Origin of the sequence: Stenotrophomonas sp. AS1 (assembly GCF_048957655.1) — a bacterium.
Taxonomy (GTDB): Bacteria; Pseudomonadota; Gammaproteobacteria; order Xanthomonadales; family Xanthomonadaceae; genus Stenotrophomonas; species Stenotrophomonas bentonitica_A.
This window is the reverse complement of the sequence record NZ_JARVXM010000001.1, coordinates 661511-676725: the sequence shown is the minus strand read 5'-3', so window position 1 is coordinate 676725 and position 15215 is coordinate 661511. Positions and strand designations below refer to the sequence as shown.

The following is a 15215-nucleotide window of genomic DNA, read 5'->3' as shown; positions in this document are numbered from 1 at the left end:
CGTGGCTGCATTTCATTCCAGCATCGGGGTGCCTGGCAAAGACAGCGACTGGACCGCCTAGAATGTCGTCCTGAACTACCTGCCTGCCTGCCCATGACGCTTTCCCGCCCGCTCGCCCATCCGATCGCCATCCATCTCCGGAGCCCCGCATGAAACCGCGTCAGCCGGCCGCTGCCGTGGGCCAGGTGCGGATCATCGGGGGCAAATGGCGCAATACGAAGCTGCCGGTGCCGCTGTCGCCGGGGCTGCGGCCCAGCAGTGACCGGGTGCGCGAGACGCTGTTCAACTGGCTGATGCCGCGCCTGGGCGGGGCGCGGGTGCTGGATCTGTTCGCCGGCAGCGGGGCGCTGGGGCTGGAAGCGGTCTCGCGCGGGGCGGCGCAGGCTACGCTGGTGGAGCGCGATCCCGCATTGTCCCGGCAGCTGCGCGAGTCGGTCGCCAGGCTGGGGGCGCAGGACCAGATCGCCGTGGTGCAGGCCGATGCGCTGCAGTGGCTGCGGCAGCCGGCCGGACCGCTGGCGGATATCGCGTTCGTCGATCCGCCGTTTGCCGATGGGCTGTGGGAGGCCGTGATGGCGGGGCTGCCCCCGCATCTGGCGCCTGATGCCTGGGTGTACGTGGAGTCCCCGGCCGATCAGGCGCCGAAGATGCCCGCGCCGTGGCTGCTGCACCGCGAGGGGGGCACCCGGGAGGTCCGTTTTGCCCTGTATCGCCGCGCCACTGCTACACTTTCACCAGACCAACACGCGTAGCTGACGTATGACCGTGGCCAACCGCCGCATTGCTGTCTACCCGGGCACCTTCGATCCGATCACCAACGGTCACATCGATCTGGTGAACCGCGCTGCACCCCTGTTCGAGAAGGTGGTGGTGGGCGTGGCGCAGAGCCCGTCCAAGGGGCCGACGCTGCCGCTGGAGCTGCGCGTCCAGCTCGCCCGTGATGCGCTGGGCCACAACCGCAACGTGGAAGTGCGTGGTTTCGATACCCTGCTGGCGCATTTCGTGCGCTCGGTGCAGGGCGGGGTGCTGCTGCGCGGGCTGCGCGCGGTCTCCGATTTCGAGTACGAATTCCAGATGGCGAGCATGAACCGCCATCTGATCCCGGAGGTCGAGACCCTGTTCCTGACCCCGGCCGAGCAACACAGCTTCATTTCGTCTTCGCTGGTCCGCGAGATCGCCCGCCTGGGCGGCGACGTGTCCGGCTTCGTGCCGTCCGCCGTGCTTGAGGCACTGCGCAAGGTCCGTGAAGCGAAGTCGGGCCAAGCGTAGTACCTGTCAGACCCATACATACCAAGAATCACCAAGGGAGGAATTCCATGAACAACACCATGCGTGCCATGTTGATCGCGTCGTTCGCGCTGGCCTTCACCGCCTGCAAGAAGGAAGAGGCCGCGCCGGTCGTCGAAGCCCAGCAGGCGCTGGTCGCCCCGGCTGCCGATGACGATGCCGGTTGGAAGAAGTACCTGCAGGCCGTGGCCGTGCAGAACATGGGCAACATCAGCAACAGCCCGTACCTGTACTACCTCGCCCCGGAATCGGACCCGGAATTCGCGGCCAAGTATGAGCGCCAGGTCGAAAGCGCCACCCAGGCTGTGGGCCGTGGCGTGCAGCCGGGCAACATGCTGGCCTTCGGTTCCTCGGCCTCGGCCAAGATGGCCGACATGATCCAGGCCGTGTTCAAGGACGTCTCGCCGGACTCGATGAAGGGTGTGCGCGTGGTGTTCATCGGCAAGGCCGCCGACAACGCCCGCGTCCAGTCGATCATCCAGCCGACCGGCGCCGAGTACATCTTCGTCGAAGCCAAGTAACCCGTGCAGTGGCGGCCGTGCCTTGTGCGCGGCCCGGGTGGCGCCCGCAGGGGCGTCACCGATGACCGGCCCGCGCGCCCGCGTGGGCCGGTTCTCATCCGCCGGCGCGGGCGTGGAGTAACGCCATGTCGCTGAAAATCAATGAGCTCTGCGTCAATTGCGACGTCTGTGAGCCGGCCTGTCCCAATCAGGCCATTTCGATGGGTGAAACCATCTACGTGATCGATCCGGCCCGCTGCACCGAGTGCGTGGGGCATTTCGACGAACCCCAGTGCGTGGTCGTCTGCCCGGTCGAATGCATCGATCCCGATCCGGACATTCCGGAAACCCAGGACGCCCTGCTGGCCAAGCTGCACGGGCTGCAGCGCGATCATCCCGAATTGTATGTCACGGAGTTTCTGCCGAAATGAGAACGCTGTCGCGTCGTTGGTTGCTGCTCGTCCTGCTGGTGGCCCCGAGTGCCTGGGCCGCGGAATCCGCACCGGCGGTTCTGGCCAAACACCCTGACGGCGCCGCCGTCGCCAGTGGCCATCACCTGGCCACGGAAGCGGGCATGGAGATCCTGGCCAAGGGCGGCAACGCGTTCGACGCCGCCGTGGCCGTGTCTGCCACGCTGGCGGTGGTCGAGCCGATCAGCTCGGGCCTCGGCGGCGGCGGGTTCTTCCTGCTGCACGATGCGGCCACTGGCAAGGACGTGATGCTGGACGCGCGCGAAACCGCGCCGCAGTCCGCCACGCCCGAGGCGTTTCTCGACAAGAAGGGTGACCTGGACCGCGACCGTTCGGTCAACGGCGCCTGGTCGGCCGGTATCCCGGGCCTGCCGGCCGCGCTGGTGGAACTGTCCTCCAAGCACGGCAAGCTGCCGCTGAAGACCTCGCTGGAGCCGGCGATGCGCATCGCGCGCGATGGCTTCCCGGTGTACGCGCGCATGTCCAAGGGCTATCAGTCCCGGCGTGAGGTGATGCAGCGCTACCCCGGCACGCGCGAGGTCTACGAGCGCAACGGCAAGCCGATCGCCGAGGGCGACCTGTTCCGCCAGCCGGAACTGGCCAAGACCATGGAGCGCCTGGCCGACCAGGGCTTCGATGGCTTCTATCGGGGCGAGACCGGCAAGCTGCTGCTCAAGGGCGTGAAGCAGGCCGGCGGACACTGGACCGCCGAGGAACTGGCCGGCTACCGGGTCAAGCTGCGCGAGCCGATCGCCTTCAAGTACCGCGACTGGACCATCACCACCGCCTCGCCGCCGTCGTCCGGTGGCATCGCGTTGGCCGCCATGCTGCAGATCCTGGAAGGCTGGGACCTGAAACCGATGGATCCGGCGCACCGCACCCATCTGGTGGTGGAAGCCATGCGCCGCGCCTACCGCGACCGTACCTTCTTCCTGGGCGATCCGGATTTCGTGGACATCCCGCAGAAGGTGCTGACCAGCAAGGATTACGCGCAGGGCCTGCGTGCCACCATCCACCCGGACAAGGCCACCCCCAGTGATCTGCTGTCGGGCAACCCGACCCCGCTGGAAGATGACGAGACCACCCATTTCTCGATCATCGACCGCGAAGGCAACCGCGTCGGCGCGACCCAGACCGTGAACCTGCTATACGGCTCGGGCCTGATTCCGTCCGGCACCGGCGTGCTGCTCAACAACGAAATGGACGATTTCGCGCTGAAGCCGGGCACGCCGAACGCCTTCGGCGTGATGGGCTATGCGGCCAATGCGCCCAAGCCGGGCAAGCGCATGCTCAGCTCGATGACCCCGACCTTCATGGAGTCCGCCGACAAGGTCGTGGTGCTCGGCACGCCCGGTGGCAGCCGCATCATCACCATGGTGCTGCTGGGCATCCTGGGGTACGACGACGGCCTGACCGCCCAGCAGGTCGCCGCGCTGCCGCGCTACCACCACCAGTGGCTGCCGGACCTGATCGAGGCCGAGGACGGTACCTTCGATGTGGGCACCATCAAGCAGCTGCAGGCGATGGGCCACAAGATCGACCTGCCCGGCGATACCGCAGCTGGCGGCCGCGGTTCCAGCCACGTCTGGGGCAACCTGCAGACCGTGGAATGGGACCGTCGCAGCAACGTGCTCAGCGGCGGCAGCGACCCACGCAATCCGGTCGGCAGCGCCGCGGTCAGCCAAGCGCACTGACTGACCGCAGAAACGAGAAACCCCGTCCCAGTGGCGGGGTTTTTTCATGGGCGATGGCTAGCGAATATTTAACGGGCACGCGACGATAATTTGCGAATGAAACTATGGTCCATCCGCGGTAACACCCAGAAACTCGACGGCGGTGCGATGTTCGGCAACGCCCCGCGCGCGGTGTGGGAAAAGTGGGCGGCACCGGACGATCTCAACCGGATCGAACTGGCCTGCCGTGCACTGCTTGCCAGCCCGCTGGCGGGCAAGACCGTGCTGTTCGAAACCGGTATCGGGGCCTTCTTCGAACCGAAGCTGCGTGACCGCTACGGCGTGCAGGAACCCGGCCATGTGCTGATCGAATCCCTGCGCGAGGCCGGTTTCGAGCACGAGGACATCGACGTGGTGGTGCTGAGCCATCTGCATTTCGATCATGCCGGCGGACTGCTGGCGCCGTGGAGCGAAGGGCGCACGCCCGAACTGCTGTTCCCGAACGCGACCTTCCTGGTCGGCGCCGAGCACTGGGCGCGCGCACTGCATCCGCACCCGCGCGACCGTGCCAGCTTCATCCCCGAACTGCCTGGCCTGCTGCAGGCTAGCGGTCGGCTTGAAATCGTCGACGGCCCGCACTCCAGGACGCTGGGCGACAGCGTGCGTTTCAGTTTCAGCGACGGGCACACGCCGGGCCTGATGCTGGCCGAGATCATCGGCCCCGAAAGCGTGGATGGGCAGGCGCGGGGTGGGGTGGTGTTCTGTGCGGACCTGATTCCCGGCCGCTCGTGGGTGCACGTACCGATCACCATGGGCTACGACCGTAACGCCGAACTGCTGATCGACGAGAAACGCAGCTTCCTGGAAGACAAACTGGCCCGCAACGTCCATCTGTTTTTCACCCACGACCCGCAGTGCGCGCTGGCGCAGGTGTCACGCGATGAGAAGGGCCGCTTCGGCACCGTGCACGAACAGGGCGAACTGAAGGCCCGCGCGCTCGCGTAACGCCTGCGGTACATCCGGCCGCGCATGGGCCGGTGTCACCGCGCGGCCCCCTGCAGTAACGTCTGCGCAAGCACACCGGTAGGTGCCGACCGTTGGTCGGCACGGCGCCCACGGCCGCGGGCATTACCCGCTCAACGCGTCAATGCGCCTTCAAACACCCGCTCATGAACGTCTTGCGCGCATCGCCGGCCAGCTTCTTCGCGGCCGCATCGGCGTTGCAGGTCTTCATGCGCTCCTGCGGCGTGCTGGCCGCCGGCGCCGGAGCGCTCAGGCAGGCCTTCTGCGCAGTCTTGTAGTCCTCGCCGGTCTTGCCTTTGTTCTTGGCCGAGCAATCGGCCATCCGCTGTTGCTGCGGGGTCGCCGCGCTGGCGATCACAGGGCCACCCAGAAACAGCAGACAGGCCAGCAGGGACAGGGTCTTCATGACGCAGCTCCACGCACGGGTTGATGGTGCGCGCAGCTTCTGCCCGGCCATGGCCAGGCCGTGTGAAGCGCCGGCGGCCGGAGCTGGCCGCCGGTCAGAACGAGCGGATCAACCGACCACGCGGGTCCCGAAGATGCGGTCGCCGGCATCGCCCAGGCCCGGCAGGATGTAGCCTTTCTCGTTGAGCTGGGCATCGATGGCGGCGGTGAAGATCTCCACGTCCGGGTGCACGGCCTGCACGGCGGCGATGCCTTCCGGCGCGGCGACCAGGAAGATGCCCTTGATGCGGCGGGCGCCAGCGCGTTTGAGCATGTCGATGGTGGCGATCAGGGTGCCGCCGGTGGCCAGCATCGGGTCCAGGATCAGCGCATCGCGCTCTTCCAGGCGGCCGGTCAGGCGCTCGAAGTAGGGCACCGGCTGCAGGGTCTCCTCATCGCGCTGCAGGCCGACCACGCTCACCCGCGCGGCGGGGATCAGCGAGAGCACGCCACTGAGCATGCCCAGGCCGGCGCGCAGGATCGGCACCACGGTGATCTTGGCCCCGGCAATGCGCTGCACCGTGACCGGGCCAGCCCAGCCGGCCATGGTGTGGGCTTCGGTATCCAGGTCGGCGGTGGCCTCATAGGCCAGCAGCCCACCGAGTTCATTGGCCAGCTCGCGGAAGTCCTTGGTGCTCAGGGACGCATCGCGCATCAGGCCGATCTTGTGCTGCACCAGCGGATGGCGCACTTCGACGATTTTCATGGGGGAATCAGGGGAGAGGAGAGGTCACTAGTGTGCCGCAACGCCCAACCGAAGCCAAAAGCCGAAGCCGCCCTGCCCGGTAGTGCCGAGCCATGCTCGGCAGGCCAGCCAATGACGAAGCCGACGCTCGGCAGGCCCGCCAATGCCGAAACCGACGCTCGGCAGGCCCGCCAATGCCGAAGCCGATCACCGGCGCACCCGTCAACCCGAGGCAGCCGAGCATGGCTTGGCGCCACCCAGACCCCGATCTCCGCCCTCGATGTCCCCGGTGTCATCCCCATGCAACCTCCCGGACATACCGTGCTGACCCATTCTTTACACAGATTGGGGAATGCAGTGCAGAAGAAGCGTCCGTTGGGCCTGGCGATCAGCCTTTCATTGCTGGCGGTGATCACCCCGTCCGCCCATGCCGCCGATACGCCCGATGGCAGCACGGTGGCCGGCAGTGCCGCCGCCGGTGCCGCCGCCATCGATCTGGACCGGGTGGAAGTACGCCCGCAGCTGGAGTCGCAGACGCGCGCGGTCGACCTCAAGCGCAGCAGCGATGCGATCGAAGATGCAGTGTCCTCCGATGCCATGGGCGTCTACCCGGACAAGAACGTGGCCGAATCGCTGCAGCGCCTGCCCGGCGTCAGTGTCACCCGTGACCAGGGCGAGGGGCGCTTCGTGGTCATCCGTGGCCTGGATGCCAATCTCAACAGCGTCAGTGTCGACGGCATCGCCATCGGCACCCCGGAAGACTCCAGCCGCGCTGCACCGCTGGACGTGATCCCCTCCGACTCGACCGAGCGCCTGCGCGTGGTCAAGTCGCCCACCCCGGACATGCCGGGCGACGCCATCGGTGGCGCAATCCTGGTCGAGTCGGCCTCGGCGTTCGACCGCGAAGGCCGCAACCTGCGCGGCAAGATCGAAGCCAGCCACCAGCAGCTCTCCGGCAATACCAGCCCGAAGGCCGCGATCAACTACAGCGAAGTGTTCGCCGATACCTTCGGCGTGGCGCTGGGTGTGAACTACCAGAACCGCAAGTTCGAGTCCGACAACACCGAAGTGGAGTACGGCGAGTTCGACGGCGGTGCCGAGGACGACCTGTTCGCCAACAGCCTGCAGCAGCGCAAGTACGAGATCGAGCGCAAGCGCATCGGCGCCAACCTCAACCTGGACTGGCACCCGGACGAGGACAACCGGTATTACCTGCGCACGCTGTACAGCCAGTTCGATGATGCCGAAACCCGCCAGCGCACCCTCTTCAACTTCGGCGATGGCGAGGTCACCGCGCTGGGCAACAACCAGTACCGCGTCGATGACCTGCCGGCCGATGCGATCCAGAAGCGCATGCGCTACCGCACCAAGAAGGAAAACACGTTCACCACCAGCGCCGGCGGCGAGAACCGGTTGACCAATGCGGTGGTCGATTACAAGGTCGGCTACACGCGTACCGAAGAGCGCGTCAACGACGAGATGGAGGCGCGCTTCGAGTACAACGGCGATGACCTGGGTGCCAGCGTCGATCAGAACAGCGGCATCCCGCGCTACACCCTGACCAGCGCGCAGTGGATGGACAACGGCAACTACGATTTCGATCGTTTCGTGGTGTCGCCCAAGCAGGTCAACGACAGCGAGCGCAGCGCGCAGATCAACGTGCGCTTCGATGGCGATTCGTCCAGCTACAAGATCGGCCTGCTGGGCCGCTGGCGCGACCGCGACGTCAACGTGGATGAGCGCGAACTGCGGGTCGGCCCGGACGTGGCGTTGTCGGACTGGACCACCTCCACGCCCGATCACCGGGGCGGCAGCCTCGGCCAGGGGATGAGCTCGGACGCCATGCGGCGCTACTGGGCCCAGCAGGGCGGCCAGTACAGCGCCCGCCCGCAGGATGCCGGCGGCAACGCCCTGGCCTCGCTGGAAGAGGACTACACCGCCAGCGAGGACATCTTCGCCAGCTACGCGATGGGCACCTGGGATGTTGGCGCGCTGCGCATCATCGGCGGCGTACGCGTGGAGAACACCCAGTTCAGTGCCACCGGCAACAGCGTGGAGGTGGCGCCCAACGGCCGCAGCTTCACGGTCACCCCGCTGAGCGTGAGCCGCAGCTACACCAATGTGCTGCCTGGCCTGCACCTGCGCTACGACGCAGGCGATGACTGGGTGCTGCGCGCGGCCGCCAACAAGACCGTCTCGCGCCCCTCGTTCGGCGATGTGGCGCCGCGTGTCGGCCTGAGCCGGGGCGATGAGGAAGTGCGGATCGGCAACCCGCAGCTGGACCCGTACGAATCGAAGAACATCGACCTGTCGCTCGAGAAGTACCTCGGCAGCACCGGCATCGTCTCGCTGGGGGTGTTCCACAAGTCGATCGATGGCTACATCGTCAACACGGTGAGCAACACGGATCCGGCGTATCCCGGCTTCGAAGTTACCCGGGTGATCAACGGCAACAAGGCCACGGTCAAGGGTGCCGAGTTCAACTGGCAGCAGCAGCTCGCCTTCCTGCCGGCCGGCTGGGATGGCCTGCTGGTCGGCGCCAGCGGCACCTGGCTGGACACCGATTTCGACCCGGGCGTGGCCGGTCGCGAGCGCGACGACTTCATGTTGCCGCGTGCCTCCAAGCATGTGTACAGCGCGCACATCGGCTATGAAAAGGCTGGTTTCAGCACCCGCGTGGCAGTGGTCTACCGCAGCGAGTATCTGGACTCGCTGGGCGACAGCCGCGCGTATGACATCTACGTCGCACCCAACACCCAGCTCGACTTCAGCATGGACTACAAGATCACCTCGAACGTGAGCGTCTACTTCGAAGCGCAGAACCTGCTCGACAAGCCGCTGGAGTTGTACCAGGGCGTGCGCTCGCGCACCCTGCAGAACGAGGAGTATGGCCGTACCTACGCCCTCGGCCTGAAGGTGGCCCTGTGATGCGCGCCTCCCATTGCCTGAGCCTTCTCGCGCTGGCGCTATTGACCGCCTGCAAGCCTGTCGCCGCCCCCGGAGCAGCGACGCCAGACCCTGCCGCACCCGGGGCGCCGACAGCTGCTGCCGACGCCTCCGCCGTGCGCCAGGTCGCCACGGTCGCCGAGGCATTCCTGACCCCGATGACCCCGGACGATAACATCGACTCGCCGGCCAGCTGGACCACGCCCGACGGCCAGGTCTGGCTGATCGCCACCGCCAAGGCCACCGACAAGCTGGTGGTCTATGACGGGCAGACCGGCGCGAAGCTGCGCGATGTCGGCAGCCTCGGCACGGCGCCGGGCCAGTTCGACCGCCCCAACGGCATCGCCGTGGTCGATGACCTGGTGATGATCGTGGAGCGTGACAATCACCGTGTACAGGTGCTGCAGCTGCCGGACTTCACCCCGCTGGGCGTGTTCGGCGCCGGTGAGCTGCGCAAGCCGTACGGGGTGTGGGTGAACAAGCTCGGCAGCGGCTACGACGTGTACGTCACCGATTCCTACGACGCTGGCGAAGACGCGCAGGGCAACGACGTGCTGCCGCCGCTGGCCGAGCTGGACAAGCGCGTGCGCCGGTATGCGCTCACTGTGCAGGGCGGCAAGGCGCAGGCCTCGCTCACCGCCAGCATCGGTGACACCACCGAAGCGGGCGCGCTGCGCGTGGTCGAATCGATCTGGGGCGACCCCGCCAACGATCGCCTGCTGATCGCCGAAGAGGACGAAACCTACGCCAGCGAGTTCAAGGTCTACACGCTGGAAGGTCGCTTCAGCGGCACCACGTTTGGCCGCGATGCCTTCCAGGCCCAGGCCGAAGGCGTGATGCTGCGGACCTGCGGCAAAGATGGCTGGTGGATCACCACCGAGCAGGGCAAGCAGCGCAGCGTGTTCCACCTGTTCGACCGCCACACCTTGAAGCACGTCGGCGCCTTCCAGGGCAACACGGTGGCCAACACCGACGGCATCTGGTCGATGCAGGCGCCGTCCGCGCGTTTCCCGAACGGCGCGCTGTACGCCGTGCACGATGACCAGGGCGTAGTAGCCTTCGATTGGGCCAGCATCGCCAAGCAGTTGTCGCTGCCGCTGGAGTGTGGCGCGTGAGCCGCGTTCCTGCCGCCCTGACCGCGCTCGCACTGGGGCTGCTGCTGTGCAGTGGCAGCGCCCTGGCAAAGAAGGAGGCCGAGACCGGTGCCGAACCCAACACCCAGGTCCCGGCCGGCAACCGCCATTACGCCGCGAGCGGATTCCCGGACCGGCTGGTCGCCTCCCCGGCGCAGGACGCTGCCCGCGGCTTCTCGGTCGCCTGGCGCACCGATACCTCGGTCAAGGCACCGGTGCTGGAATGGGTGCTGGCCGGCGACTCTCCGGATGTCGGCACGCCGATCCGCATCACCGCCACCACCCAGGCGCTGAGCACCGAACTCGGCACGTCCCACCATCACCGTGCGGACGTGACTGGCCTGCAGCCGGACACGCTGTATCTGTGGCGCGTGCAGGGGCAGAACACCTGGAGTGCCTGGAACCAGCTGCGTACCGCCGGCCGTGCCGAGCAGCCGCTGACCCTGTTGTATTTCGGTGATACCCAGAACAAGAACCTCAGCCACGTCTCCCGGGTGATGCGGGCCGGCATCAAGGCCGCCCCGGACGCGCGCCTGAGCCTGTTCGCCGGTGACCTGGTCAGTGGGGGCGATGGGCAGGACGACAGCGAGTGGGGCGAGTGGTTCGCCGCCGCCGGCTGGCTGCCGCAGGAAACCGCGGTCGCCCCGGCGATCGGCAACCATGAGTACTTCGAGGAGTTCGAAGACACCCCGCAGGAGCGTCGCGTGCTTGGTCGCCACTGGCCGGTGACGTTCGCGCTGCCGCGCAACGGCGTGGACGCCGCGGACACCAGCACCTACTGGTTCGACTACCAGGGCGTGCGCATCGCCGTACTCGATGGCACTTCCGCGCTCGATCTGGGCACGGCCAAGGCGCAGGCGGCGTGGCTGGACACGGTGCTGGCCGACAACCCGCACCCGTGGAGCATCGTCCTGCTGCACCAGCCGTTCTATTCCCCGCGCGAAGGCCGCGAGAACACCGAGCTGCGCGATGTGCTGCTGCCGGTGGTGCGCCGTCACCAAGTCGATCTGGTGCTGCAGGGCCATGACCATACCTATGGCCGCCGCGGTGAAGGCCAGGGCGCGACGCCGCAGTTCGTGGTCACCGTGGCCGGGCCGAAGCAGTACCGGCTGTCCGATGAGGCCCGCGCCACCATGGCGCCGGTCGGCGAGGACACGCAGCTGTTCCAGGTGCTGAAGATCGACCCGACCCATCTGCGTTACGAGGCGCGCACGGTCACCGGACGCCTGTACGACGGTTTCGAGTTGACACGTGGCACCGATGGTCGCAAACAGAAGACCGAACTGACGCAGGGACGCATCGCCCCCCGTGACTGCACGCGCGCGCATACCCTCAAGGGGCGCGCCGACCGTTGCTGGGAATGACCGACCGGCCGGGCCGCTGCGGCGTGCCCGGCCCTTCGTGGAGACCGAGATGATCCATCGCCGTTCCATCGGGCGGGCTGTGTTGGCCGCGTCCCTGCTGCTGCTCACCGGCGCCGGCGTGGCTGGCAACGCAGTGCTGCACCCGTTCCTTGCCGCGCAGCCGAACAATGCCCCGGAAGAGGTGAATCTGGCCGTGGAGATCCCGGCTGGCAGCGTCACCAAATACGAGATCAAGGAGGACGGCCTGGTCCACGTGGACCGCTTCCAGTCGATGCCGGTGGCCTACCCGGCCAACTACGGCTCGATGCCGCGCACGTTGGCGGGCGACAACGACCCGCTCGACGCGCTGGTGCTGACCCGGGAGCCGCTGCATCCTGGCGTGATCGTGCGGTTCCGTCCGATCGGCTTCCTGAAGATGGTCGATGACGGCGAGCAGGATGAAAAGGTGATCGGCGTGCCGACTGACAAGATCGACCCCACCTACGCCACCATCCGCGATCTGGACGACCTGCCGCTGATCGAACGGCAGCGCATCGAAGCCTTCTTCCGCGTCTACAAGGACCTGCCGGCCGGCCGCAACCCGGTCCAGCTCAACGGTTGGGGCAATGCCGCCGAGGCCAAGGCGCTGATCCGTGCTTCGATGCAGCGTTTCGATGCGCAGCAGCGGCACGCGAAAGGCGACTGAGGGCCCAGGTCACGGGAGCGGCTGCTGATCCGCCGCTCACGCACCACCTTCCGTGACGCCGAGCTCGTCCGCTATGCTCGATGCCCTGCGGCGGGGCACTGCCGATGGCAGGCCATTCAAGGGACGGGGCGACGGCACATGGAAGAGGAGATCAAGCGCGGCGTACTGACCGTGATCCACAACGGTCTGCTCTGGTAGCCCTCCCGGCCGATCACGCAGGGCCGGCGCTCGCCTTCTGCAGCCGCCGCAGGAACACGGCCATTTCCTTGACCGCCTGCTTGTCGCCGTTGGTCCCGGCCACAGCACTGCCTTGCTGCCATGCCTGTGCCGCCGCCTCCGAATCCCCGGCCGCCAGATGGGCTTTGCCCAGCCATTTCCAGCCCGCCGAGTACCGTGGATCCTGTGCGACACAGCGCTGCAGATGGATGACCGCTTCCGCGGTGTGACCCGCGTCGAGCAGGGCCTTGCCCAGGCCGAAGCGGAGCAGGGCGCTGTCGCGGCCCTGCTCGAGCAGACGTTGCAGTGCGGAGATATCCATTCGATGCAGACTCAGGCAGCGGTGAGGCGGGCAAGCGGCGGGTCCAGCACTGCAGCCTCGGACGGCGTGGCGGAGGGCTGCGTGCCGAGGCCGAGTGCGGGACCCGTGTCCATCAACGGCCGCCGGCGGCCTGGTAACGGCGCGCGACTTCGGTCCAGTCGATCAGCTCGAAGAACGCAGCGATGTAATCCGGGCGGCGGTTCTGGTAGTTCAGGTAGTAAGCGTGTTCCCACACATCCAGCCCCAGGATCGGCGTGCCACCGGAGAGGCCCGCAACGTCGCCCATCAAGGGGTTGTCCTGGTTCGGGCTGCTCTCCACCAGAAGCTTGCCATCGCGGCTCAACGTCAACCACGCCCAGCCACTGCCGAAGCGGGTCTGCGCGGCCTTGGTGAAGGCCTCCTTGAACGCGGCGTAGCCGCCGAGGTCGCGATCGATCGCCTGCGCCACAGCGCCTTCCGGCGTGCCGCCGCTGGCGGTCAGCACCGTCCAGAACAGGCTGTGGTTGGCATGCCCGCCACCGTTGTTGCGGACGGCGTTGCGCACCCCTTCGGGCAGGGACCCGATATCGGCGATCAGCGCGTCGATATCCGCGCTCTCGATCCCGGCATCGGTGAGGGCGGCATTGAGATTGGTGACGTAGGTCTGGTGGTGCCTGGCATGATGGATTTCCATCGTGCGTGCATCGAAGTGCGGTTCGAGTGCGTCGTAGGCGTAGGGCAGGGCGGGGAGGGTGTAAGCCATGGGTATCTCCAGCAAAACGAAAGGGCGGGTCGGTACAGGTACGAAGCACAGGGGCTTCGGCAGGCCCGCGTTGGTTCGGTGGACGCCACGATAGAACCTCAAGCGTGATTGAGGTCAAGCACGGCGATGTGGAACAGTGCGGGCCATCCGCGCGTGATCGCTGCCTGTCCTTCACCTGCACTGGCTATGATTGCCTCTCGAATCTTCCGGGGTAGTCTCGTGTCGGTAGCGTTGGTGTGGTTTCGCCGTGACCTGCGGTTGCAGGACAACCCGGCCCTGCAGGCGGCCCTGGATGCCGGCCATGTGCCGGTGCCGGTCTACATCCAGGCGCCCCGGGAAGAAGGCGAGTGGGCGCCGGGCGGCGCGTCGAACAGCTGGTTGCACCGCTCGCTGGCGGCGCTGGACGCTGACCTCCGTGCGCGCGGTTCTTCGCTGGTGCTGCGCCAGGGCGACAGCCAGGCGCAGCTGCAGCAGCTGATCGAGCAGACCGGGGCGGTGGCGGTCTACTGGAACCGCAAGTACGAGCCGGCCACGCAGCCGCGCGATGCGAAGATCAAGCGCGAACTGCGCGAGCAGGGCATTGAGGCCGAGAGCCACAACGGCAGCCTGATGTTCGAGCCGTGGGACGTGGCGACCCAGCAGGGTGGGCCGTACAAAGTGTTCACGCCATTCTGGCGCAATGCGTTGACGCGCCTGCAGCTGCCGGCGCCCACCCGCGTGGCTGACCGGCTGCCCGCGCACACGGCGGGCGGCGAAACGCTCGATGCCTTCGGCCTGGCACCCTCGATACCGTGGGACCGGCAGTTCTGGGACCACTGGCAACCAGGCGAGGCCGGTGCGCACGAAGCGCTGACGGTGTTCATCGATGGTGCCCTCAACGGCTATCGCGAGCAGCGTGATCTGCCGGACCGGGTGGGCACGTCGCTGCTGTCGCCGCACCTGCATTTCGGCGAGATTGCCCCGTGGCAGATCGTCCGCCGGCTGCAGGGCGAGCGCAGTGCCAGCCGCGATGCCGACATCGACGGCTACATCCGCGAGCTGGGCTGGCGCGAGTTTTCGTATCACCTGCTGCATCACTTCCCGCAGACGCCGGACCACAACCTCAACCCGCGCTTCGATCAGTTCCAATGGGCCAAGCCCGATGCGGACGCGCTGCGTGCATGGCAGCAGGGCCGCACCGGCATTCCGATCGTGGATGCGGGCCTGCGTGAGCTGTGGGCCACCGGCTACATGCACAACCGCGTGCGCATGATCGTCGCCAGCTACCTGTGCAAGCACATGCGCCAGCATTGGCGCGAAGGTGCGCGCTGGTTCTGGGACACGCTGGTCGATGCAGACCTGGCCAACAACACCATGGGCTGGCAGTGGGTGGCCGGCACGGGGGCCGACGCTGCGCCGTACTTCCGGATCTTCAACCCGGTGACGCAGTCGCAGAAGTTCGATCCGCAGGCGCGTTACATCACGCGCTGGGTGCCGGAACTGGCCGCGCTGCCGCTGAAGGCACGCTTCGCGCCCTGGCAATCGCCGCAGCTGCTGGCCGAGCACGCCCCAGCCTATCCCGCCTTGCCGCTGGTGGATCTGGGCGAAGGCCGCGACGCCGCCTTGGCCGCGTATCGGCACTCAGGCGGGGCGTGATGGCCATCTCGGGTCATCCGGTTCTGGAGTAAGCGTTTACCTGAACAGGGAGCTGCCGAGCGTGCCATTCATCATGCCGGCATCGCGTTG

The 15215-nt window shown here is 67.1% G+C and carries 15 protein-coding genes; 11 read left to right on the top strand and 4 right to left on the bottom strand.

The genetic code is table 11. From position 1 onward, the window contains the following. The first annotated feature begins 149 nt into the window (after positions 1–149). The 6 genes from rsmD (at position 150) to PV764_RS03080 (ending at position 4935) form a co-directional block, all read left to right on the top strand. On the top strand, positions 150–752 hold the full coding sequence (gene rsmD, locus PV764_RS03105) for a 16S rRNA (guanine(966)-N(2))-methyltransferase RsmD (protein WP_399620897.1): 603 nt from the start codon (positions 150–152) through the stop codon (positions 750–752). A 7-nt stretch (positions 753–759) separates the two neighbouring features. Further along, positions 760–1269 (top strand): pantetheine-phosphate adenylyltransferase, encoded by a 510-nt coding sequence (gene coaD / locus PV764_RS03100; protein WP_019183241.1) that lies wholly within the window; start codon positions 760–762, stop codon positions 1267–1269. A gap of 47 nt (positions 1270–1316) precedes the next feature. Beyond that, positions 1317–1808: a hypothetical protein gene (locus PV764_RS03095; RefSeq protein ID WP_019183240.1), complete on the top strand. Its 492-nt coding sequence runs from the start codon at positions 1317–1319 to the stop codon at positions 1806–1808. A gap of 125 nt (positions 1809–1933) precedes the next feature. Next, on the top strand, positions 1934–2218 hold the full coding sequence (locus tag PV764_RS03090; RefSeq protein WP_070427136.1) for a YfhL family 4Fe-4S dicluster ferredoxin: 285 nt from the start codon (positions 1934–1936) through the stop codon (positions 2216–2218). Next, positions 2215–3951 carry a gamma-glutamyltransferase gene (ggt, locus tag PV764_RS03085; RefSeq protein WP_421116168.1) on the top strand — a complete coding sequence of 579 codons (1737 nt, stop codon included), beginning with the start codon at positions 2215–2217 and terminating at the stop codon, positions 3949–3951. The genes PV764_RS03090 and ggt overlap by 4 nt, the downstream gene beginning before the upstream one ends. A 96-nt stretch (positions 3952–4047) precedes the next feature. Further along, positions 4048–4935 (top strand): MBL fold metallo-hydrolase, encoded by an 888-nt coding sequence (locus tag PV764_RS03080; protein ID WP_019183237.1) that lies wholly within the window; start codon positions 4048–4050, stop codon positions 4933–4935. Positions 4936–5074: 139 nt separating this feature from the next. Here PV764_RS03080 and PV764_RS03075 read toward each other — a convergent pair whose 3' ends face one another. Then, positions 5075–5359, bottom strand: coding sequence for a PsiF family protein (locus tag PV764_RS03075; protein WP_313217935.1), 285 nt, complete (start codon positions 5357–5359; stop codon positions 5075–5077). A gap of 108 nt (positions 5360–5467) precedes the next feature. Then, the gene (gene upp / locus PV764_RS03070; protein WP_019183235.1) at positions 5468–6103 is read right to left on the bottom strand and encodes a uracil phosphoribosyltransferase; all 636 of its coding nucleotides are present in this window, start codon (positions 6101–6103) and stop codon (positions 5468–5470) included. 336 nt (positions 6104–6439) lie between these two features. Between upp and PV764_RS03065 the strand changes: the two genes are divergently transcribed. The 4 genes from PV764_RS03065 to PV764_RS03050 are packed head-to-tail and all read left to right on the top strand — an operon-like array spanning position 6440 to position 12210. Further along, the gene (locus PV764_RS03065; protein ID WP_399620885.1) at positions 6440–9010 is read left to right on the top strand and encodes a TonB-dependent receptor; all 2571 of its coding nucleotides are present in this window, start codon (positions 6440–6442) and stop codon (positions 9008–9010) included. Continuing rightward, positions 9010–10143 (top strand): phytase, encoded by a 1134-nt coding sequence (locus PV764_RS03060; RefSeq protein WP_421116167.1) that lies wholly within the window; start codon positions 9010–9012, stop codon positions 10141–10143. The genes PV764_RS03065 and PV764_RS03060 overlap by 1 nt, the downstream gene beginning before the upstream one ends. Beyond that, positions 10140–11525: a metallophosphoesterase gene (locus tag PV764_RS03055; protein WP_421116166.1), complete on the top strand. Its 1386-nt coding sequence runs from the start codon at positions 10140–10142 to the stop codon at positions 11523–11525. Before PV764_RS03060 ends, PV764_RS03055 begins: the two co-directional genes overlap by 4 nt. Positions 11526–11574: 49 nt before the next feature. Further along, positions 11575–12210 carry an inorganic diphosphatase gene (locus tag PV764_RS03050; protein WP_046272930.1) on the top strand — a complete coding sequence of 212 codons (636 nt, stop codon included), beginning with the start codon at positions 11575–11577 and terminating at the stop codon, positions 12208–12210. Between the two features lie 211 nt (positions 12211–12421). Here the strand turns inward: PV764_RS03050 and PV764_RS03045 are convergent, their stop codons facing one another. Both PV764_RS03045 and PV764_RS03040 read right to left on the bottom strand, forming a co-directional pair. Next, the gene (locus tag PV764_RS03045; protein ID WP_019183230.1) at positions 12422–12748 is read right to left on the bottom strand and encodes a tetratricopeptide repeat protein; all 327 of its coding nucleotides are present in this window, start codon (positions 12746–12748) and stop codon (positions 12422–12424) included. 112 nt (positions 12749–12860) lie between these two features. Next, the gene (locus PV764_RS03040) at positions 12861–13490 is read right to left on the bottom strand and encodes a superoxide dismutase (RefSeq protein ID WP_046272932.1); all 630 of its coding nucleotides are present in this window, start codon (positions 13488–13490) and stop codon (positions 12861–12863) included. A 219-nt stretch (positions 13491–13709) separates the two neighbouring features. Here PV764_RS03040 and PV764_RS03035 point away from each other — a divergent pair, with 219 nt between their 5' ends. Further along, positions 13710–15125: a cryptochrome/photolyase family protein gene (locus PV764_RS03035; RefSeq protein ID WP_421116165.1), complete on the top strand. Its 1416-nt coding sequence runs from the start codon at positions 13710–13712 to the stop codon at positions 15123–15125. Positions 15126–15215 lie beyond the last annotated feature (90 nt).

Coding starts and splice junctions, on each gene's coding strand:
- PV764_RS03095 (WP_019183240.1), top strand. CDS start 1,317: ATGAACAACACCATGCGTGCCATGTTGATCGCGTCGTTCGCGCTGGCC.
- PV764_RS03045 (WP_019183230.1), bottom strand. CDS start 12,748: ATGGATATCTCCGCACTGCAACGTCTGCTCGAGCAGGGCCGCGACAGC.
- PV764_RS03040 (WP_046272932.1), bottom strand. CDS start 13,490: ATGGCTTACACCCTCCCCGCCCTGCCCTACGCCTACGACGCACTCGAA.
- ggt (WP_421116168.1), top strand. CDS start 2,215: ATGAGAACGCTGTCGCGTCGTTGGTTGCTGCTCGTCCTGCTGGTGGCC.
- PV764_RS03050 (WP_046272930.1), top strand. CDS start 11,575: ATGATCCATCGCCGTTCCATCGGGCGGGCTGTGTTGGCCGCGTCCCTG.
- PV764_RS03075 (WP_313217935.1), bottom strand. CDS start 5,359: ATGAAGACCCTGTCCCTGCTGGCCTGTCTGCTGTTTCTGGGTGGCCCT.
- rsmD (WP_399620897.1), top strand. CDS start 150: ATGAAACCGCGTCAGCCGGCCGCTGCCGTGGGCCAGGTGCGGATCATC.
- coaD (WP_019183241.1), top strand. CDS start 760: ATGACCGTGGCCAACCGCCGCATTGCTGTCTACCCGGGCACCTTCGAT.
- upp (WP_019183235.1), bottom strand. CDS start 6,103: ATGAAAATCGTCGAAGTGCGCCATCCGCTGGTGCAGCACAAGATCGGC.
- PV764_RS03080 (WP_019183237.1), top strand. CDS start 4,048: ATGAAACTATGGTCCATCCGCGGTAACACCCAGAAACTCGACGGCGGT.
- PV764_RS03090 (WP_070427136.1), top strand. CDS start 1,934: ATGTCGCTGAAAATCAATGAGCTCTGCGTCAATTGCGACGTCTGTGAG.
- PV764_RS03060 (WP_421116167.1), top strand. CDS start 9,010: ATGCGCGCCTCCCATTGCCTGAGCCTTCTCGCGCTGGCGCTATTGACC.